This window comes from Delftia sp. WSY_10, assembly GCF_043104705.1.
GTDB lineage: Bacteria > Pseudomonadota > Gammaproteobacteria > Burkholderiales > Burkholderiaceae_C > Comamonas > Comamonas tsuruhatensis.
Genome location: NZ_JBICKY010000035.1, coordinates 104,969 through 124,424 on the forward strand (window position 1 = coordinate 104,969; position 19,456 = coordinate 124,424).

Consider the following 19,456-nt stretch of genomic DNA (forward strand, 5'->3'; position numbering starts at 1 on the left):
AATACAGCGGGGAGCAGGCAATCATGTCGCCCGATACCTGTCACGCAACATGGGCAGGCCCTTGTTACATGCAAGCATCTTATCCAATTGTTCCCTGGCTTCCGGGAAGCGAGGGGGCCTGAGCCTTGTCAGACAAGGCCTGCCGTGGCCGTGTGTCGTGGACCGGCAGACCATCAGGCCAGCAACTTCGCCACATGTGCGCCGATGGCCAGGCAGCTGGTCAGACCCGGCGATTCGATGCCCAGCAACTGCACCACGCCCGCAACGCCATGGACCTGCGGTCCCTGGATCGTGAAGTCTGCCGCCGCCTCGCCAGGACCGCTGATCTTGGGACGGATGCCAGCGTAGCCGGGCACCAGCGCGCCATCGGCCAGGGCCGGCCAGTACCGGCGGATCTCTGCATAGAAGGCGTCGGCGCGCGCTGGATCGACCTGCAGATCGCTTGCGCTTTCCACCCACTGCACATCGGGGCCGAACTTGGCCTGTCCACCCATGTCCAGCGTGAGATGCACGCCCAGACCTGCAGCCTCGGGCACGGGATAGATGAGGCGCGAGAACGGCGCGCGCCCGGACAGCGTGAAATAGTTGCCCTTGGCATAGAAGGCGCGTGGAACCAACTGCTGCGGAAAGCCTTGCAGGCGCGCCGCCAGCAACGGGGCATTCAGGCCTGCCGCATTGACCAGGCTACGCGCCTGCAGCTGCGTGCCATCGGCGGTGCGCAGCCACACGCCGCCAGACGTGGCAGCGGCCTCCTGCACCTCGGCATGGCAGACCACCATGCCGCCTGCGTTTTCGAGATCGCCCTGCAGAGCCAGCATCAGGCCGTGGCTGTCGATGATGCCGGTGCTGGGCGAATGCAGTGCCGCCACACACTGCAGCGCAGGCTCCAAGGCCCGTGCCTCGGGGCCATCCAGCCAGCGCAGGTCATTGACGCCATTGGCCTCGGCCTTGCGCGCAATGGCCTGGAGCTGGCCGCGCTGCGCCTCATCCGTTGCCACGATGAGCTTGCCGCAGCGCTGGTGGGCAACGCCGCGTTCCTCGCAATAGGCATAGAGACGCTGGCGGCCTTCGACGCAAAACCGGGCCTTCAGCGAACCCTGGGGATAGTAGATGCCGGCATGGATGACCTCGCTGTTGCGCGAACTGGTACCCGTACCAATGGCTTCAGCTGCCTCCAGCACCATGACTTCCCTGCCCTGCAACGCCAGGGCCCTGGCCACGGCCAACCCCACGACGCCCGCCCCCACCACCACGCAATCGACCTGCTCGCTCATCCTGCCTGCCCTTTCGTCGTTCAGCCACTGATTATCAGACCGCGCCAGATACGAATACGCCGCAGATCACCGGGCTGCACTGGAATATCCAGGACCTGGAACAAATGGGAGCAACCAAAACGGAAAAGCCCTCCTGAACAAGTTTCAGGAGGGCTTGAATGGTGGGTGATACATGGATCGAACATGTGACCCCTGCCGTGTGAAGGCAGTGCTCTACCGCTGAGCTAATCACCCATGAAGCACGGCTGCGAGGCCGTGCTTCCTTGGAAAAAATTGGTGGGTGATACATGGATCGAACATGTGACCCCTGCCGTGTGAAGGCAGTGCTCTACCGCTGAGCTAATCACCCGTGAAGCATGGCTGCGAGGCCATGCTTCCTTGGAAAAAACTGGTGGGTGATACATGGATCGAACATGTGACCCCTGCCGTGTGAAGGCAGTGCTCTACCGCTGAGCTAATCACCCATGAAGCCGGCTGTGAGGCCCGCTTCCCTGGAAAAACTGGTGGGTGATACATGGATCGAACATGTGACCCCTGCCGTGTGAAGGCAGTGCTCTACCGCTGAGCTAATCACCCATATGTCGTTACTGCGACAAGACTTAGATTATGTCATAACTTCTAGGACTGATTTTCGAAGCTGCGCCAAATTGTCTTGCCGCCGCTCGATTTATCCATCTGCACCATCACGTCCTCGTGCGCGGCCAGCTCCTGATCATTGGCGCTCACCACGCGCAGCCTGAAGCTGCGCAGATCGACCTGCGCGACCACCAGGCCGCCCTCGGACTGGGCCGGCTCCTCCACCATCAGCAGGGCCTCCTGGCCTCGCGTGAGGTTGATGTAGACATCGGCCAGCAGTTCCGCATCCAGCAAGGCGCCGTGCAGCGTGCGCCCGGAGTTGTCCACTTCCAGACGGTCGCACAGCGAGTCCAGCGAGTTGCGCTTGCCTGGGAACATTTCCTTGGCCATGACCAGGGTGTCGATGACGCCGCTCACGCACTGCCTGATCGGCGGGCGGTTGGCAAGCTCCAGCTCCTTGTTCAGGAATCCCAGATCGAAAGGCGCGTTGTGAATGATGAGTTCAGCGCCTTGCAGATACTCCCAGATCTCATCGACCTTTTGCTCGAAGCGAGGCTTGTCCCTGAGGAACTCGGTGGTGATGCCGTGCACGCGCAGCGCGTCCGGATGGCTGTCGCGCCCCGCATTGAAGTACAGATGCAGGTTGTTGCCGGTCAGCTTGCGGTTGACCATCTCCACGCACCCCAGCTCGATCAGCCGGTCGCCGTTGTCGGCGGACAGGCCCGTGGTTTCCGTGTCGAGAATGATTTGACGCGACATGTGCTGGGTCCTCAGTGGTTTTCCTTGGCGTGGTTGAGCGAGTACTTGGGAATCTCGATGGTCACGTCCTCGCGCGCCAGGATGGCCTGGCAGGACAGGCGGGACTGCGGCTGCAGGCCCCATGCGCGGTCCAGCAGGTCTTCTTCCTCTTCCTCGGCCTCGTTCAACGAGTTGTAGCCTGCCTTGACCACCACGTGGCAGGTGGTACATGCACAGCTCATGTCGCAGGCGTGCTCGATCTTGATGTTGTTGTCCAGCAGTGCCTCGCAGATGGAGGTGCCGGCAGGCGCCTCGATTTCGGCACCTTGAGGACAGTATTCGGCGTGGGGAAGTATTTTGATAACGGGCATGGCGGATCTGCGTTCGGATCAGAAATCAGGAAAGGGATTGCACGCTCTTGCCGGCCAGGGCCTGCTGGATGCTGCGGTTCATGCGCTCGGCGGCAAAGGACTCCGTGCCCTTGGCCAGCGCCTGTGTTGCGGCCTCGATGACGGCGGCATCCTCGGAGCCCACGCTGGCGCGCAGGGCGTCGACCAGAGCGTCGATGGCTGCGCGCTGGTCTGCAGCCAGCACATCGCCATCGGCCTGCAGCGCGCTCTCCGTGGCCATGAGCATGCGGTCGGCATCGACACGCGCCTCCACCAGCGCGCGCGCCTGAATGTCCTGCTGGGCCGTGGCAAAGCCGTCCTGCAGCATGCGGGCGACCTCGTCGTCCGAGAGGCCGTACGAGGGTTTGACATGGATATGCGCCTCGACGCCGCTGATCTGCTCCTTGGCACCCACCGACAGCAGGCCGTCGGCATCCACGGTGAAGGTCACGCGGATGCGCGCCGCGCCGGCTGCCATGGGCGGGATGCCGCGCAGTTCAAAACGCGCCAGGCTGCGGCAGTCCGCCACAAGATCGCGCTCACCCTGCACCACATGAATGGCCAGGGCCGTCTGCCCGTCCTTGTAGGTGGTGAAGTCCTGGGCGCGGGCCGTGGGAATGGTCTCGTTGCGCGTGATGATGCGCTCCACCAGACCGCCCATGGTCTCCACACCCAGCGACAGGGGAATCACATCCAGCAGCAGCATGTCGCCGCTGGAACTGTTGCCCGCGAGTTGATTGGCCTGAATGGCAGCGCCCAACGCCACGACTTCATCGGGATTGAGGTTGACGAGAGGGTCGCGGCCAAAGAACTGGGCCACTGCCTCGCGCACCTGGGGCATGCGGGTGGAACCACCGACCAGGACCACGCCCTGCACCTCGTCGCGCGTCAGGCCAGCGTCCTTGAGTGCGCGGCGCACCGCCGCCAGCGAGCGCGCCGTCAGATGGGCCGTGCTCGCATCGAAGTCGCCACGCTTGACATCGAAATGCACAGTGCCGGTGGACAGCTCTGCCGTGAACGTGGCGGCCTGAGCATCCGTCAATGCCTGCTTGCAAAGGCGTGCCGCCATGCGCCAGCGGGCCTTGTCCTCGGCGGTCTGCGGAACCACGCCGGTCTGCTGGGCCACCCACTCAGCCAATGCCGCATCGTAGTCATCGCCACCCAAGGCCGAGTCCCCCCCCGTGGAGACGACCTCGAACACACCCTGGGACAGGCGCAGGACCGAAATATCGAAAGTGCCGCCACCCAGATCGTAGACGGCGTAAACGCCTTCGGAGCCGTTGTCCAGGCCATAGGCAATGGCGGCAGCCGTGGGCTCGTTGATCAGCCGCAGCAGGTTGATGCCGGCGAGCTTGGCCGCATCCTTGGTGGCCTGGCGCTGCGCGTCGTCAAAGTAGGCTGGCACGGTGATGACCGCGCCATGGATGTCGTCGTTGAAGGTGTCCTCGGCGCGAAAGCGCAGCGTGGCCAGGATCTCGGCGCTGACTTCCACGGGGGTCTTCGTGCCATCGATGGTCTCGATCCCGATCACGCCACGACCGGCTTCTTGCTCAGCAAAGCGGTAAGGCAGCTTCTCCGGCGCGTCGATGTCCGCCAGCGTGCGGCCCATGAAGCGCTTGGCCGAGGCGATGGTGTTGCCCGCATCGGTGGACAGCGCCGCCTGCGCGGCGTAGCCGATCTCGCGGCGCCCCTGGGGCAGATAGCGCACGACGGAAGGCAGCAGTACCTGACCCTGATCATCCGGCAGGCATTCGGCCACGCCATTGCGGACTGCGGCGACCAGCGAATGGGTGGTGCCCAGGTCGATACCCACGGCAATGCGTCGCTGGTGGGGATCGGGGGACTGACCGGGTTCGGAAATCTGCAAAAGCGCCATGGAAATACTCGGGGAAATTGCAGGTCCGGGCCGGCCGGCCTGCCTTGTGAATAAGGGACTCTCGTGGGAGGTTCGGGTCGCGGACTATTGTCCCAGTTGATCGCGGCGACGCTCTATGTCCTGCGCAAATCGCGCAACAAACATGAGGGCTCTGACCTGCTGCACGGCCGCCTGGGCATCGTGCAGTTCATCGAGCTGGCGGCCGCATTCGGCCAGCATGCTCTTTCTGGCCCGCGACACTTCGCCGTCCAGCGCGTCCAAGGCCGCCTCGTCCTGCGCATCGTCCAGCGCCTCGCGCCATTCCATCTGCTGCATCAAAAAGGCGGTGGGCATGGAGGTGTTGTCCTCGGCACGCACGGGTGCACCCAGCAATTCGCAAAGATAGGCTGCTCGCCTGAGCGGCTCTTTCAGCCGTTGGTAGGCCTCGTTGATGCGTACCGACCATTGCATGGCCACACGCTGCGCAGCTGCGCCCTGCGAGGCAAAGCGGTCAGGATGGGCCTCGCGCTGCAACTCCTTCCAGCGCGCGTCAATGGTGCTGCGCTCCTGCGCAAATTGGCGCGGCAGCGCAAACAGCTCGAAATCGTCCGATTGCAGGTTCATGTCGATAAAAAGCCGCCAGCACCGAAGCGATGGCGGCCTCTTGAGGGAGTAGAAAAGTCAGGGCCTGCCGGGCATGCCGCCAGGCCACCAGAGCCTGGCCCCCCGGCAAATGCCGGTCAGATGCGAAAGCTCTCGCCGCAGCCGCAGCGATCGCGCTCGTTGGGGTTGTGGAACTTGAAGCCTTCGTTCAAGCCTTCACGCACAAAGTCCAGTTCCGTGCCATCGATATAGGCCAGGCTCTTGGGGTCGACCAGCACCTTGATGCCGTGGTCCTCGAAGATCACATCCTCGGGCAACTGTTCGTCCACATACTCCAGCTTGTAGGCCAGCCCGGAGCAGCCCGTGGTCTTGACCCCAAGGCGCACGCCGATGCCCTTGCCGCGGCGCGACAGGTAGCGGCTCACATGGCGGGCCGCGGACTCGGTCAGCGAGATCGCCATATCAGGCGGCCACCACCGCAGTGCGCTTGGCACGGTAGTCGTCCACTGCGGCCTTGATGGCGTCTTCGGCCAGGATGGAGCAGTGCACCTTGACGGGAGGCAGGGCCAGTTCTTCGGCGATCTGGCTGTTCTTCAGCGCAGCCGCTTCATCCAGCGTCTTGCCCTTGACCCACTCGGTCACCAGCGAAGACGAGGCGATTGCCGAACCACAGCCATAGGTCTTGAAACGGGCATCTTCAATGACGCCGGTTTCGGGGTTGACCTTGATCTGCAGCTTCATCACGTCGCCACAGGCAGGCGCGCCGACCATGCCGGTGCCCACCGATTCGTCGCTCTTGTCGAACGAACCCACGTTGCGGGGGTTTTCATAGTGGTCTACCACTTTGTCGGAATAAGCCATGATGTCTACCTCTTCAATACTTGATTCGCGTGCCGGCCGACGCTCAGTGCGCCGCCCACTGGATGGTGCTGAGGTCGATGCCGTCCTTGTACATCTCCCACAGCGGGCTGAGTTCGCGCAGCTTGACCACATTGGTGCGGATGGTGCTGATCGCGTAGTCGATTTCTTCCTCGGTCGTGAAACGGCCGATGGTCATGCGCAGGCTGCTGTGCGCCAGCTCGTCACTGCGGCCGAGGGCACGCAGCACATAGCTGGGCTCCAGGCTGGCCGAAGTGCAAGCGGAGCCCGACGACACTGCCAGCCCCTTGATGCCCATGATGAGCGACTCGCCTTCGACGAAGTTGAAGCTCATGTTCAGGTTCTGAGGCACACGGTGCTCCATGCTGCCGTTGATGAAGACCTGTTCCAGATCCTTCAAACCGTTGAGCAGGCGCTGTTGCAGCGCATAGGCCTTGGCATTGCTCTCGACCATCTCTTCCTTGGCGATGCGGAAAGCCTCGCCCATGCCGACGATCTGGTGCGTGGGCAGCGTACCCGAACGCATGCCACGCTCATGACCACCGCCGTGGATCTGCGCCTCCAGGCGCACACGCGGCTTGCGGCGCACGTACAGGGCACCCACGCCCTTGGGACCGTAGGTCTTGTGCGCGGTCATGCTCATCAGGTCGATCGGCAACTTGGACATGTCGATCTCCACGCGGCCCGTAGCCTGCGCAGCATCCACATGGAACAGGATGCCCTTCTCGCGGCACAGCGCGCCAATCGTGGGAATGTCCTGGATGACGCCGATTTCGTTGTTCACGAAGAGCACGCTCACCAAGATAGTATCGGGACGCAGCGCGGCCTTGAATGCCTCAATGTCGAGCAGACCATCAGGCTCCACGTCCATGTAGGTCACTTCAAACCCCTGGCGCTCGAGTTCACGCATGGTGTCGAGCACGGCCTTGTGCTCGGTCTTGAGCGTGATCAGATGCTTGCCCTTGCCTTGATAGAAGTGCGCCGCACCCTTGATGGCAAGATTGATGGACTCGGTCGCGCCACTGGTCCACACAATTTCACGGGGATCCGCGCCAATCAGATCCGCCACCTGGCCGCGGGCCTTCTCGATGGCCTCTTCGGCCTCCCAACCCCAGGCATGGCTGCGCGATGCAGCGTTGCCGAAGTGCTCACGCAACCATGGGATCATGGCGTCCACCACGCGAGGGTCCACGGGAGTGGTCGCGCCATAGTCGAGATAGATGGGGAAATGCGGGGTCATGTCCATGACTGGCTCTTATCAAAGTTCCGGCTGGCAAAAATCGGGAAGGCGATGAACTCCGGTGAATCCATCCGGGCGGGCAGCACCGCGCCACACAGCCATGCGCAGCGGCGCCCTGCCCTCAGGGTGTCAAAAGTCGATCAGGACTTGGCGAAGGCGTTGCCCAGCGCGAATACCGAGTTCGGTGCATTCACGCGGATGGGCTTGACCACGGGAGCCGTGGAAATCGCACGACGCACTACGGGCTTGTCCTCGATCTGGATGCCCTTGGCCAATTGTTCGTCGACGAGCTTTTGCAGCGTCACGGAATCGAGGAACTCGACCATGCGCTGATTCAATGCCGCCCACAGTTCATGCGTCATGCAGCGGCCTGCTTCGCCCAGACAATTTTCCTTGCCGCCGCATTGGGTGGCGTCAATGGGCTCGTCAACGGAAACGATGATGTCGGCCACGGTGATGTCGCCAGCCTTGCGGGCCAGCGTGTAGCCGCCGCCGGGTCCACGGGTGGACTCGACGAGTTCATGGCGGCGCAGCTTGCCGAACAGCTGTTCGAGATACGACAGGGAAATCTGCTGTCGCTGGCTGATGGCAGCCAGCGTAACAGGGCCATTGTTCTGGCGCAGGGCCAGATCGATCATGGCAGTGACCGCAAAACGGCCTTTGGTGGTGAGACGCATTACGAGCTCCTTCAGTCAGGCTTGTACGTTACAGAAACACCCGCTCCAGCGATTTGACTGGAGTTGGGCACAGTCTCCGCCCTTACTCCGTCCTGTTCAAAAGGTTCAGAGCCCTTCTTTTCATCGAAGTTTTTGTTGTTGTTGAGTGTTGACCCTGAGTGTACCACATTCCCCATCAATTTTGTCGGGTAACAAGAGCCAACAGGCTTCAGACAAGGCACCGCCTCAGGAAACCTGCGCGGAAGAGCCTCCGAACAGTTGCTCCTTGAGCAGTGCCAGCTGATCGCGCACCCGCGCCGCCTGTTCGAACTCCAGGCTGCGCGCATGTTCAAGCATCTGCTTCTCCAGACGCTTGATTTCCTTGGCCACATCTTTTTCGGACATGTCCTCGACACGCGCTCTTTCGAGCTGATTGGCCTCCAGACGTTCCGCTTCCTTGCCGCTTTTTTCGCTGTAGACACCATCAATCAGGTCTTTCACCCGCTTGACAATCTGCTTGGGTTCAATGCCGTTTTCCTCGTTGAACGCCATTTGCTTGGCGCGGCGGCGCTCGGTCTCGCCGATGGCCTTCTTCATCGACTCCGTGATCCTGTCCGCGTAGAGGATGGCCTTGCCGTGCAGGTTGCGTGCTGCGCGGCCGATGGTCTGGATGAGACTTCGCTCGGCGCGAAGAAAGCCTTCCTTGTCGGCATCGAGGATGGCGACCAGCGAGACTTCAGGGATGTCCAAGCCCTCTCGCAGCAGGTTGATGCCCACGAGAACGTCGAAGACGCCCAGACGCAGGTCACGAATGATCTCCACGCGCTCCACCGTCTCCACGTCGGAGTGCAGATAGCGCACCTTGACCCCGTTTTCGCTCAGGTAGTCGGTGAGCTGCTCGGCCATGCGCTTGGTGAGCGTGGTGATGAGAACACGCTCCCCGCGCTCGACGCGCAGGCGGATTTCCTGCAGCACGTCATCCACCTGGTTGGTGGCTGGGCGCACTTCGATTTCGGGGTCGATCAGCCCCGTCGGGCGCACAACCTGGTCCACGATCTGACCTGAGTGGGTTTTTTCGTAGTCTGCCGGCGTGGCCGAGACAAAGATGACCTGGCGCATGCGCCGCTCGAATTCCTCGAATTTCAGCGGCCGGTTGTCCAGCGCCGACGGCAGCCGAAAGCCGTACTCCACGAGCGTGGTCTTGCGCGAGCGATCGCCGCTGTACATGGCGTTGAGCTGACCGATCATCTGGTGGCTCTCGTCCAGGAACATGAGCGCGTCGCTGGGCAGGTAGTCGGTCAATGTGCTGGGGGGCTCGCCCGGGGCTGCGCCGGAGAGGTGGCGCGTGTAGTTCTCGATGCCCTTGCAGTGGCCGACCTCGGTGAGCATTTCAAGGTCGAAGCGCGTGCGCTGCTCCAGGCGCTGGGCCTCGACCAGCTTGCCGTCACCCACCAGTTGCTTGAGCCGCTCGGCCAGTTCCAGCTTGATGGTTTCCACGGCGGCCAGCACCTTGTCGCGCGGCGTGACGTAGTGGCTGCTGGGGTAGACAGTGAAGCGCGGAATGCTCTGGCGTACGCGGCCCGTGAGCGGGTCGAACAGTTGCAGGCTTTCAACCTCGTCGTCGAAGAGTTCGATGCGGATGGCCAGCTCGGAATGCTCGGCGGGGAAGACATCGATGGTGTCGCCGCGCACGCGGAACTTGCCGCGGCTGAAGTCCTGGTCGTTGCGCTGGTACTGCATGCGGATCAACTGCGCGATGACGTCGCGCTGGTTGATGCGGTCGCCGGTACGCAGCGTCATGATCATGCGGTGGTAGCTTTCGGGTTCGCCGATGCCGTAGATGGCCGAGACCGTGGCCACGATGACCACGTCGCGCCGCTCCATGAGACTTTTGGTGCACGAAAGCCGCATCTGCTCGATGTGCTCGTTGATGGCGCTGTCCTTTTCGATGAAAAGGTCGCGCTGGGGCACGTAGGCCTCGGGCTGGTAGTAGTCGTAGTAGCTGACGAAGTACTCGACGGAGTTCTTGGGAAAGAACTCGCGGAACTCGCTGTACAGCTGTGCGGCCAGTGTCTTGTTGGGTGCGAAGACGATGGCCGGACGACCCAGGCGGGCGATCACGTTGGCCATGGTGAAGGTCTTGCCCGAGCCCGTCACGCCCAGCAGGGTCTGGAAGGATTCGCCGTCCTGGATGCCTTCGACCAGCTTTTCAATGGCGGCGGGCTGATCGCCGGCCGGCGGATAGGGCTGGAACAGCTCGAAGGGGGAGTCCGCGAAATGCACGAACTGGCCCGAGGCCGCAGGTGCTGGAGAGGAATCAGAGACTTCGTGCATGACGTGGGTTCGCAAAAGTGGGTATCGGCCGGCGAGATCGCTAGAATTCATGGGTTAACCCGAAAGCCTACCGCAGCTTGGGGCTAGCCGCGTTTTTTCCACCTCCCAAGACATCCCAAGGACGCTTCATGTCTCTGTTTACCGCCGTCGAAATGGCCCCCCGCGACCCCATCCTGGGTCTGAACGAGCAGTTCGCTGCCGACACCAACCCCAGCAAGGTGAATCTGGGCGTGGGCGTGTACTTCGACGACAACGGCAAGTTGCCCCTGCTCGAGTGCGTGCAGGCCGCCGAGAAGGCGATGATGGACAAGCCCACGGCCCGCGGCTACCTGCCCATCGACGGCATCGCTGCCTATGATGCCGCAGTCAAGGGCCTGGTGTTCGGCGCCGAGTCCGACGTCGTCAAGTCCGGCCGCGTGTCCACGGTGCAGGCCATCGGCGGCACCGGCGGCCTGAAGATCGGCGCCGACTTCCTCAAGAAGATCAGCCCCGCTGCCAAGGTGCTGATCTCCGACCCGAGCTGGGAAAACCACAAGGCCATCTTCACGAACGCCGGTTTCGAGGTGGGCACCTATGCCTACTACGACGCCGTCAACCGCAAGGTGAACTTCGAAGGCATGCTGGCCGACCTGAACGCAGCGGCCCCTGGCACCATCGTGGTGCTGCACGCCTGCTGCCATAACCCGACCGGCTACGACATCACGGCCGAGCAGTGGGACCAGGTGATTGCCGCCGTCAAGGCCAAGGGCCTGGTGGCCTTCCTTGACATGGCCTACCAGGGCTTTGGCCACGGCATTGCCGAAGACGGCGCCGTGATCGGCAAGTTCGTGGCCGCCGGCCTGAACATCTTCGTCTCGACCTCGTTCTCCAAGAGCTTCAGCCTGTACGGCGAGCGCGTGGGCGCACTGTCGGTGGTCGCCAACGACAAGGAAGAGGCGGCCCGCGTGCTGAGCCAGCTCAAGATCGTGATCCGCACCAACTATTCCAACCCGCCCACCCATGGTGGCGCCGTGGTGGCGGCCGTGCTGAACAACCCCGAGCTGCGCGCCCTGTGGGAAAAGGAACTGGGCGAGATGCGCGTGCGCATCAAGGCCATGCGCCAGAAGCTGGTGGATGGCCTGAAGGCTGCCGGCGTCCAGCAGGACATGAGCTTCATCACCACGCAGATCGGCATGTTCAGCTACTCCGGCCTGAGCAAGGACCAGATGGTGCGCCTGCGCACCGAGTTCGGCGTCTACGGCACGGACACGGGCCGCATGTGCGTGGCCGCGCTCAACAGCAAGAATATCGACTACGTCTGCCAGTCGATCGCCAAGGTGGTCTGACCGCCACTCCAGCCACCTGGCCCTGCGCCGGGTGAGAAGGCATGCCGCCAGCGCTCCCTGCCCTGGCGGCATTTTCTTTGTGCGGGCGATTTTTGCATCCTGGCAGTCCGGTATGCGCCAGGGCTGCGCGGGTACCGGTGCGATCATGCGGGCAGCCGAAACATCGAATGAAGAACGAGACGCTCCATTCCCATGCCAGATCACGCCTGCCTCACTCCCTTCACCTCCTCGCCTGCAGACGGGCTGCCCCTGTCCGGCGTACGCATTCTGAGCCTGGCACTGAACCTGCCGGGTCCCGCCGCCCTGATGCGCTGCGCGGCCATGGGCGCGCAGTGCAGCAAGCTGGAGCCGCCCTCTGCGCAGCCACGGCCTGCCGGCGCGGACCCGATGGCGCTCTACAGCCCGCAGGCCTATTCCGACATGCACCAGGGCATCGCAGTCTGGCAGGCACAGCTCAAGACCGAGGACGGACAGGCCGCGCTGCACAAGGCGCTGGACAGCGCCGACATCCTGCTGACCTCGTTCCGCCCCGCCGCGCTGGCCAAGCTGGGGCTGGACTGGGCGTCGCTGCAGCAGCGCCATCCGCAGCTGTCGCTGGTGCGCATCGTCGGCAGCGCGGGAGCCCTGGCCGATGTGCCGGGCCATGACCTGACCTATCAGGCCGAGGCGGGGCTGGTACAGGGCGGCGCCATGCCACCCAGCCTGTTTGCCGACATGGCTGGCGCGCTGATGGCCAGCGAGGCCGTGCTCAAGGCCTGGCTGCTGCGCCAGCGCAGCGGCCACGGCAACCTGCAGGAAACAGGACTGGCACAGGCCGCGCAATGGCTGGCCCTGCCCTGGCACTGGGGCCTGACCCGGCCCGACGGAGATGTGGGCGGAGCACACGCAGGCTATCGCGTCTATGCCTGCGCCGACGGTTCGGTGGCCGTGGCGGCACTGGAGCCGCATTTCGCGGCACGCCTGTGCGCAGCAGCATCGGTGCCGGGCGATGGCAGCATCGCCTGCATGCGCAACCCGGCCACGCATGCGGCCCTGGAAGCCTTCCTGGCTGCCCTGTCCTGCGCCGAACTGGCAGACTTGGCCGAGCGCCACGACCTGCCCCTGCATCCGCTTGCCGCTCAGCCAGCGGTCTCGCGCCGCTTGTAGGCGAATGCCGAAAGGCAGCATCTGCGCACGGCCTACAAGCCGCCTGGGTCGCGGCTGCCCGCCGAGTATGAACATGCTGCTGCCGACGACCCTCTTTACCGCGATAGCCTGCTCCTCTTAAATCAGAGCTGCGCATACAACCAGACAACCCGAACACATCTGGAAACACCCATAATCGGCTCATCTGGAGGCAGCCCCATGGTTCGAGAACATCCATCGACCGCCCCGCTATCCGGGATGCGTCAGCCACCTAGCCACTCAGCGCCTGGCCTGCAGCGCATCGGCGCCAGCGCCTAAGGCCGCCGCTGGGTCCCCCTTCCGTCCACCGCCTATGCAAAGCCAGCCCCCAGCCCATGTGCCGGTACTGCAGCTGGTGCAGCGCATCTGGCCCCTGGTGCTGGTGGTCGTGGTGCTGGTGGTCATGGCCAGCGGCAGCCTCTACCTTGTGTCTGCGGTGCGCGCCTTCGTGGCCGGAGAAAGCCTGTGGTCCAAGGCACAGAAGGATGCCATCTACGCCCTGAGCCGCTATGTGGACAGCGGCTCGGCGCGCGACCTGGCGCGCTTCGAGCAGGCCATGATCGTTCCTGCAGGCGACTGGCAGGCCCGCATGGCGCTGGACGATGTGCCGGCCAGGGTCAAGGACGCGCGCGCCGGCATTCTGCTGGGAGGCAACCACCCGGACGATGCCGACGCGCTGATCTGGCTGATGCAGACTTTTCGCCATGTCGAACTGCTGGAGGAGCCCTATCGTTACTGGAAGCAGGGCGACCAGTACCTGCAGCAGCTCGACCGGCTGGCGCAGGAGATAGAGCAGCGCCACACCGTGGGAAGCGTGAGCGCCGAGGACGTCATCACCTGGAAGCGCGAGATCGAGCAGATCAACGCCGGCGTCACACCCGCCACCCAGCAGTTCAGCGCCTCGCTGGGCCGCAGCTCCCGGCAGATGGTGATGTGGCTGCAGTGCATTCACCTGATGCTGGGCGTGGCGCTGATCCTGGTGGCGCTCTGGCATACGCGGCGCATGCTGCAGCAGCGCCAGCAGGTGCAAAACGACCTGCTGACCGAAAAGGAAAGGGCCCAGACCACGCTGGCATCGCTGGGCGATGCCGTGATCACCACGGACGCCCAGGGCGTGGTGGACTATGCCAACCCTGCCGCGCTGGGCCTGCTGGGCAGCAGCGAGCAGCAACTCAAGGGACGGCACCTGGCCAAGGGCCTGCATTTCAACAGCATCGACACCACCCAGACGGCGGAAAGCCTGCTGACCCATCTGCTGTCGGGTCGGCAATTGCGCGAAGAGCACACGCGGTGGCTGCGGCGCCATGACCGCAGCATCGTGCCGGTCAAGCTCATGGGCTCGGCCATCAGCGGCGGCGGGGAGCGCCCGGCAGGTGCGGTGATCGTGCTCAGGGATGTCTCGCGTGAGCAGCAGTATCTGGACCAGCTTTCCTGGCATGCCAGCCATGACGGCCTGACCGGGCTGGAGAACCGCGTGGAATTCGAGCGCCGCCTGCAGCGCCTGCTCAACCAGGGCCAGCACAGGCTGCGGCCCGCAGCCCTGCTGTACATGGATCTGGACCAGTTCAAGCTCATCAACGAGACCTGCGGCCATCCGGCGGGCGATGAAATGCTGTGCGAGGTCAGCCGTCTGCTGCTGCACAACCTGCGCGAGACAGACACCCTGGCACGCCTGGGCGGCGACGAATTCGGCGTTCTTCTGGAGAACTGTCCGCCCGAGCCCGCGCTGCGCATTGCCGAAAAGCTGCGCCAGGCTGCCGAAGCCCTGCACGTGCACTGGGGCAAGCAGGTGCTGCGCACAGGACTGAGCATTGGACTGGTCCACATCGGCGGCGAGGTCCAGTCGGCCCAGGACCTGCTGCGCATGGCCGACATGGCCTGCTACCGCGCCAAGGAGCGCGGCCGCAACCGCATCTATGTCTACCGCAGCGACGACGGCGAATACACCCGCCACGTCAGCGAGATGGAATGGGTCACGCGCATACGCACGGCGCTGGAGCAGGAGCGCTTTTGCCTGTACGCACAAAGCATTGCACCACTGCAGCCCGATGGCCAGCGCGGCCTGCATTTCGAGGTGCTGCTGCGGTTGCGCGACGAGCAGGGCCAGATCATCTCGCCAGCCGCGTTCATACCCGCGGCAGAGCGCTACGGCATCATGCCCACCGTCGACCGCTGGGTGATCGCCAGAACGCTGGCCACGCTGGCCGAGCATCCGGCCGCGCTGCGCCATATCGACACCTGCGCCATCAATCTGTCAGGCCCCAGCCTCGACGACGACGGGCTGCTGGACTTTGTGCAAGCGCAGCTGAGCACGCACGGCATAGCGCCGCAGCTGCTGTGCTTCGAGATCACCGAGACCAGCGCCATCGCCAGTCTGTCCAGCGCCACCCGGCTGATCCAGGCCCTGCGCACGCTGGGCTGCCGTTTTGCGCTGGACGACTTCGGCGTGGGCATGTCCTCGCTGACCTATCTGAAGCAGTTGCCCGTGGACTATCTGAAGATCGACGGCGGCTTCGTGCGCGACATGCTGCAGGACCCCAGCAACCACGCCATGGTGGAGATGATCAACCGCATAGGCCATATCCTGGGCAAGCGCACGGTGGCCGAGTATGTGGAAAGCCGGGAGATCGCCCAGGCCCTGCAGGCCGTGGGCGTGGACTACGCACAGGGCTTTGCCCTGGCGCGGCCCGTGCCGCTGGACACGCAGTACTTCGAAAGCGGTGCCCAGGCCGCCCGCCGCGAATGGCAGGGCACGCTGGCGCCGGCAGTCGGCTGAGGCGCGTCAGCGCGGCTTGCGTCCGCCCGGCGCGGCCTTGCGGCCGGCCCCGGCAGCGCCTGCGGAGCCGCCCACGCCAGGGCGCGGTGGCAGGCCCGTGTGCTGGGTCAGCATGCGGCCGGGCTTGGGCTGGCTGGAGCGCAAGCGCACGTCGCCTCCGGGGTCCCGGGCCTGTGCCTTGCCCGGCCCCGCACTCTTGCCACCGGCCTTGTTGAGGGCATAGGCCTTGCCCTGCTGGGAGACCACGGCACGCGCGGCCACGCCCGTTCCCTGGGTGCTGTTCTTGCGGCGCGCGCTCTGGTAGCCGCCATCGACCAGGGGCTGGAAGGTGGGGATCAGGTGCTGCTTGCCGTTGCCGATGAGGTCGGCACGGCCCATGGCCTTCAAGGCCTCGCGCAGCAGCGGCCAGTTGTTGGGGTCGTGGTAGCGCAGGAAGGCCTTGTGCAGGCGGCGGCGCTTTTCACCGCGCACGATGTCCACCGACTCCTCGTTCACGTCGCGCATCTGGCGACGCACCTTGGTGAGGGTGTTGCGACCCGAGTGGTACATGGCCGTGGCCGTGGCCATGGGGCTGGGGTAGAAGGTCTGCACCTGGTCGGCGCGAAATCCGTTCTTCTTCAGCCAGATGGCGAGGTTCATCATGTCCTCGTCGCTGGTGCCCGGGTGGGCGGCGATGAAGTAGGGAATCAGGTACTGCTTCTTGCCCGCTTCCTCGCTGAACTGCTCGAACATCTGCTTGAAGCGGTCATAGCTGCCTATGCCCGGCTTCATCATCTTGGTCAGCGGCCCGGATTCGGTGTGCTCGGGCGCGATCTTCAGGTAGCCGCCCACATGGTGCTGCACCAGTTCCTTGACGTACTCGGGCGACTTCACGGCCAGGTCGTAGCGCAGGCCCGAGCCGATCAGGATCTTCTTGATGCCCGGCAGATTGCGCGCGCGGCGGTAGATCTTGACCAGCGGGGCATGGTCGGTGTGCAGGTTCTGGCAGATGCCGGGGAACACGCAGCTGGGCTTGCGGCAGGCGGCCTCGATCTCGGGGCTCTTGCAGCCCAGGCGGTACATGTTGGCCGTGGGGCCGCCCAGGTCGGAGATGGTGCCGGTGAAGCCCTTGACCTTGTCGCGGATGTCCTCGACCTCCTGGATGATGGACTCCTCGGAGCGGCTCTGGATGATGCGGCCTTCATGCTCGGTGATGGAGCAGAAGGTGCAGCCGCCGAAGCAGCCGCGCATGATGTTGACCGAGGTGCGGATCATCTCCCAGGCCGGGATCTTGGTCTCGCCCTCATGGCTGCCGTTGGCGTCGGCATAGCTGGGATGGGGGCTTCGCGCATACGGCAGGCCAAAGACCCAGTCCATCTCGGCCGTGGTCAGCGGGATGGGGGGCGGGTTCAGCCACACATCGCGCGCGGTCACGCCTTCGCCGTGGGCCTGGACCAGGGCGCGGGCGTTGCCGGGATTGGTCTCCAGGTGCAGCACGCGGTTGGCGTGGGCGTAGAGGATGGGATCGGCCTTGACCTGCTCGTAGCTGGGCAGGCGCAGCACGGTCTTGTCGCGCGGCGGCTGCTTGCCCTTGCCGCGCAGCGACGGGTTGGGCACGAACTGGATGGTCTGAACGGCGGCGACCGAGGCGCCGTCCGGCTTCGCGTCGGCATCACCCTCTTCCTTGGAGCAGGTCTGGCCCTGGGCCTCGGCCTGCTCGCTGGTGGTCATGTAGGGGTTGATGTGGGGCTCGACCACGCCGGGCTCGTCCACCACGGAGGAATCCAGCTCGAACCAGCCCGCCTCCGACTCACGGCGGAAGAAGGCCGTGCCGCGCACGTCGGTAATGCTTTCCACGGGCTCACGCGCAGCCAGGCGGTGGGCCACCTCGACCAGGGCGCGTTCGGCGTTGCCGTACAGCAGGATGTCGCACTTGCTGTCCACGACGATGGAGCGGCGCACCTTGTCACTCCAGTAGTCGTAATGGGCGATGCGGCGCAGGCTGCCCTCGATGCCGCCCAGCACGATGGGCACGTCCTTGTAGGCCTCGCGGCAGCGCTGGCTGTAGACGATGGCCGCGCGGTCCGGGCGCTTGCCGCCCACGTCGCCCGGCGTATAGGCATCGTCGGAGCGGATCTTGCGATCGGCCGTGTAGCGGTTGATCATGGAATCCATGTTGCCCGCCGTCACGCCCCAGAACAGGTTGGGCCGGCCCAGGGCCTTGAAGGCCTCGGCGCTTTGCCAGTCAGGCTGGGCAATGATGCCCACGCGAAAGCCCTGTGCCTCCAGCACCCGGCCGATCACCGACATGCCGAAGCTGGGGTGATCCACATAGGCGTCGCCCGTCACCAGGATCACGTCGCAGCTGTCCCAGCCAAGCTGTTCCATCTCGGCCCGGCTCATCGGCAGGAACGGGGCCGTGCCGAAGCGCTTGGCCCAGTAAGGACGATAGCTGGTCAGCGGCTTGGCGGCGCGATGGAAGAAGGAAACGTCAACGGGGGCGTTCATGATGGGCGGTTCGGCTTCTGGGAGCCTGTGCGGAAGGAACCGGCCAGTGTACGTTTCGGCACTCAACCCTGCTGGTCAAGGGTCTTGCTCCAGCCCCCTGATACGGCCTTCCTGCTGCTGCCAGCCCGACCTCTTTGCGACCTCCTGCGCCAGCCAGGCCTTGGGCGTGTGCCCTGACCAACGGCGAAATGCCCGCGCAAACACCTTCGGCGAGTCGTAGCCCGCGTTCTCGGCGATGCGGGCCGATGACAGCCCGCCGGCCTCCATCTGCTGGGCCGCCAGCGCCATGCGGTGCGCCGTCAGGTAGCCGATGGGCGTGGCACCCACCAGCTCCTTGAAACGCATGCTGAAGCGGGTGCGCGACATGCCGGCCTCGATGGCCAGTGTCTCCACGCTCCAGGCCCGCTGCGGTTCGCGGTGCATGCACACCAGGGCACGCGCAACACAGGCATCGCCCAGGCCCCGCAGCCAGCCTTCACCCACGGCGGCCTCGCGCGCCAGGTGCTCGCGCAGGATGTTGACCAGCAGCAGTTCGCCCATGCGCGCGGCCGACAGGCGCCAGCCCGGGCGCCGCGCCAGCGTCTCCAGCGTGAGCGACTCCATGGTGGTGGCCAGGCAGTCGGCCAGCGGCAGGTCGCTTGCCCGGATGTGGATCAGCGGCGGCAGGATGCGGAATACCGAATGACGGCAGTAGGCGGAAAACCACAACAGGGCCGAAAACATGTCCGTGGCCTCGCCGCCGCCGCCATGGCTGAAGACCAGGGGATTCTCGTCCCGCGGTCCTTCGGCGTGGCGGGCGATCATGCGCGAGAACAGCTCGCTGGCAACGTCCATGTCGGACGCCACCACATGCGCGGCGCCCATGGGCAGCATGACCAGATCGCCGGGGTCGACCCGCAGCGCCGGCATGCCCTCCACCTGGATCCAGTAAGGCGCGCCGCGCGCCATGCGGATCATGGCGCCGGTGACGCCCGTGGACTTCAGGCTCCACGGCGCCGTCAGCGCAAAGCGCGCCGTGACGGCGCGCTCCGAGCGGCAAATATCGAGAACTTCACTGAGTACATCCATGGCTCGCGGGACCCTTGTTTTCGGGCCGATGTTAGCCAGTGCCGGCCATGCCACGGCCCGTCGGCACCCCGACAGCGATAGCGGTTTTCCCT

The 19,456-nt window shown here is 64.5% G+C and carries 15 protein-coding genes and 4 tRNA genes; 3 read left to right on the forward strand and 16 right to left on the reverse strand.

Annotation, left to right across the window (positions count from 1 at the left end):
* Window positions 1-173 precede the first annotated feature (173 nt).
* From ACF8ML_RS16190 to uvrB, 14 genes are all read right to left on the reverse strand, one after another.
* Entirely contained in the window at window positions 174-1,274 is a 1,101-nt protein-coding gene (locus ACF8ML_RS16190; protein ID WP_017405839.1) for an NAD(P)/FAD-dependent oxidoreductase, read from the reverse strand.
* A gap of 159 nt (window positions 1,275-1,433) precedes the next feature.
* Window positions 1,434-1,508: transfer RNA gene (locus ACF8ML_RS16195), tRNA-Val, on the reverse strand.
* Between the two features lie 40 nt (window positions 1,509-1,548).
* A tRNA-Val gene (locus ACF8ML_RS16200) sits at window positions 1,549-1,623 on the reverse strand.
* Window positions 1,624-1,663: 40 nt separating this feature from the next.
* Window positions 1,664-1,738: transfer RNA gene (locus ACF8ML_RS16205), tRNA-Val, on the reverse strand.
* A 37-nt stretch (window positions 1,739-1,775) separates the two neighbouring features.
* Window positions 1,776-1,850, reverse strand: a tRNA-Val gene (locus ACF8ML_RS16210).
* 42 nt (window positions 1,851-1,892) lie between these two features.
* Window positions 1,893-2,609 (reverse strand): DNA polymerase III subunit epsilon, encoded by a 717-nt coding sequence (gene dnaQ / locus ACF8ML_RS16215; RefSeq protein WP_017403941.1) that lies wholly within the window; start codon window positions 2,607-2,609, stop codon window positions 1,893-1,895.
* An 11-nt stretch (window positions 2,610-2,620) separates the two neighbouring features.
* Window positions 2,621-2,959, reverse strand: coding sequence for an ISC system 2Fe-2S type ferredoxin (gene fdx, locus ACF8ML_RS16220; protein WP_013802212.1), 339 nt, complete (start codon window positions 2,957-2,959; stop codon window positions 2,621-2,623).
* Window positions 2,960-2,984: 25 nt separating this feature from the next.
* Window positions 2,985-4,853: a Fe-S protein assembly chaperone HscA gene (gene hscA, locus ACF8ML_RS16225; protein WP_016451691.1), complete on the reverse strand. Its 1,869-nt coding sequence runs from the start codon at window positions 4,851-4,853 to the stop codon at window positions 2,985-2,987.
* An 84-nt stretch (window positions 4,854-4,937) separates the two neighbouring features.
* Window positions 4,938-5,456 (reverse strand): Fe-S protein assembly co-chaperone HscB, encoded by a 519-nt coding sequence (gene hscB / locus ACF8ML_RS16230; protein WP_212645384.1) that lies wholly within the window; start codon window positions 5,454-5,456, stop codon window positions 4,938-4,940.
* A gap of 116 nt (window positions 5,457-5,572) precedes the next feature.
* Window positions 5,573-5,896, reverse strand: a complete 324-nt coding sequence (gene iscA, locus ACF8ML_RS16235) for an iron-sulfur cluster assembly protein IscA (protein ID WP_016447122.1) — start codon at window positions 5,894-5,896, stop codon at window positions 5,573-5,575.
* A gap of 1 nt (window position 5,897) precedes the next feature.
* Complete coding sequence (gene iscU / locus ACF8ML_RS16240; RefSeq protein WP_016447123.1) at window positions 5,898-6,296, reverse strand: Fe-S cluster assembly scaffold IscU; 399 nt, start codon at window positions 6,294-6,296, stop codon at window positions 5,898-5,900.
* 43 nt (window positions 6,297-6,339) lie between these two features.
* A complete protein-coding gene (locus tag ACF8ML_RS16245; protein ID WP_392407408.1) occupies window positions 6,340-7,560 on the reverse strand; it encodes an IscS subfamily cysteine desulfurase in 1,221 nt (406 codons plus the stop codon).
* A gap of 134 nt (window positions 7,561-7,694) precedes the next feature.
* Window positions 7,695-8,231, reverse strand: a complete 537-nt coding sequence (gene iscR / locus ACF8ML_RS16250; protein ID WP_012205825.1) for a Fe-S cluster assembly transcriptional regulator IscR — start codon at window positions 8,229-8,231, stop codon at window positions 7,695-7,697.
* A gap of 225 nt (window positions 8,232-8,456) precedes the next feature.
* Window positions 8,457-10,544 (reverse strand): excinuclease ABC subunit UvrB, encoded by a 2,088-nt coding sequence (gene uvrB, locus ACF8ML_RS16255; RefSeq protein WP_034365932.1) that lies wholly within the window; start codon window positions 10,542-10,544, stop codon window positions 8,457-8,459.
* Between the two features lie 128 nt (window positions 10,545-10,672).
* On the opposite strand from uvrB, the gene ACF8ML_RS16260 reads away from it, so the two are divergent.
* From ACF8ML_RS16260 to ACF8ML_RS16270, 3 genes are all read left to right on the forward strand, one after another.
* Entirely contained in the window at window positions 10,673-11,869 is a 1,197-nt protein-coding gene (locus tag ACF8ML_RS16260; RefSeq protein ID WP_016447126.1) for an amino acid aminotransferase, read from the forward strand.
* A gap of 192 nt (window positions 11,870-12,061) precedes the next feature.
* Entirely contained in the window at window positions 12,062-13,015 is a 954-nt protein-coding gene (locus tag ACF8ML_RS16265; protein WP_392407409.1) for a CoA transferase, read from the forward strand.
* 331 nt (window positions 13,016-13,346) lie between these two features.
* Window positions 13,347-15,809: an EAL domain-containing protein gene (locus tag ACF8ML_RS16270; RefSeq protein WP_017403936.1), complete on the forward strand. Its 2,463-nt coding sequence runs from the start codon at window positions 13,347-13,349 to the stop codon at window positions 15,807-15,809.
* Window positions 15,810-15,815: 6 nt separating this feature from the next.
* Here the strand turns inward: ACF8ML_RS16270 and ACF8ML_RS16275 are convergent, their stop codons facing one another.
* Window positions 15,816-18,296: a YgiQ family radical SAM protein gene (locus ACF8ML_RS16275; RefSeq protein ID WP_392407410.1), complete on the reverse strand. Its 2,481-nt coding sequence runs from the start codon at window positions 18,294-18,296 to the stop codon at window positions 15,816-15,818.
* 75 nt (window positions 18,297-18,371) lie between these two features.
* A complete protein-coding gene (locus ACF8ML_RS16280; RefSeq protein WP_392407411.1) occupies window positions 18,372-19,364 on the reverse strand; it encodes an AraC family transcriptional regulator in 993 nt (330 codons plus the stop codon).
* Window positions 19,365-19,456 lie beyond the last annotated feature (92 nt).

Coding starts and splice junctions, on each gene's coding strand:
- ACF8ML_RS16275 (WP_392407410.1), bottom strand. CDS start 18,296: ATGAACGCCCCCGTTGACGTTTCCTTCTTCCATCGCGCCGCCAAGCCG.
- ACF8ML_RS16265 (WP_392407409.1), top strand. CDS start 12,062: ATGCCAGATCACGCCTGCCTCACTCCCTTCACCTCCTCGCCTGCAGAC.
- hscA (WP_016451691.1), bottom strand. CDS start 4,853: ATGGCGCTTTTGCAGATTTCCGAACCCGGTCAGTCCCCCGATCCCCAC.
- ACF8ML_RS16190 (WP_017405839.1), bottom strand. CDS start 1,274: ATGAGCGAGCAGGTCGATTGCGTGGTGGTGGGGGCGGGCGTCGTGGGG.
- iscA (WP_016447122.1), bottom strand. CDS start 5,896: ATGGCGATCTCGCTGACCGAGTCCGCGGCCCGCCATGTGAGCCGCTAC.
- iscU (WP_016447123.1), bottom strand. CDS start 6,296: ATGGCTTATTCCGACAAAGTGGTAGACCACTATGAAAACCCCCGCAAC.
- fdx (WP_013802212.1), bottom strand. CDS start 2,959: ATGCCCGTTATCAAAATACTTCCCCACGCCGAATACTGTCCTCAAGGT.
- ACF8ML_RS16260 (WP_016447126.1), top strand. CDS start 10,673: ATGTCTCTGTTTACCGCCGTCGAAATGGCCCCCCGCGACCCCATCCTG.
- ACF8ML_RS16245 (WP_392407408.1), bottom strand. CDS start 7,560: ATGGACATGACCCCGCATTTCCCCATCTATCTCGACTATGGCGCGACC.
- hscB (WP_212645384.1), bottom strand. CDS start 5,456: ATGAACCTGCAATCGGACGATTTCGAGCTGTTTGCGCTGCCGCGCCAA.
- ACF8ML_RS16270 (WP_017403936.1), top strand. CDS start 13,347: ATGCAAAGCCAGCCCCCAGCCCATGTGCCGGTACTGCAGCTGGTGCAG.
- iscR (WP_012205825.1), bottom strand. CDS start 8,231: ATGCGTCTCACCACCAAAGGCCGTTTTGCGGTCACTGCCATGATCGAT.
- ACF8ML_RS16280 (WP_392407411.1), bottom strand. CDS start 19,364: ATGGATGTACTCAGTGAAGTTCTCGATATTTGCCGCTCGGAGCGCGCC.
- dnaQ (WP_017403941.1), bottom strand. CDS start 2,609: ATGTCGCGTCAAATCATTCTCGACACGGAAACCACGGGCCTGTCCGCC.
- uvrB (WP_034365932.1), bottom strand. CDS start 10,544: ATGCACGAAGTCTCTGATTCCTCTCCAGCACCTGCGGCCTCGGGCCAG.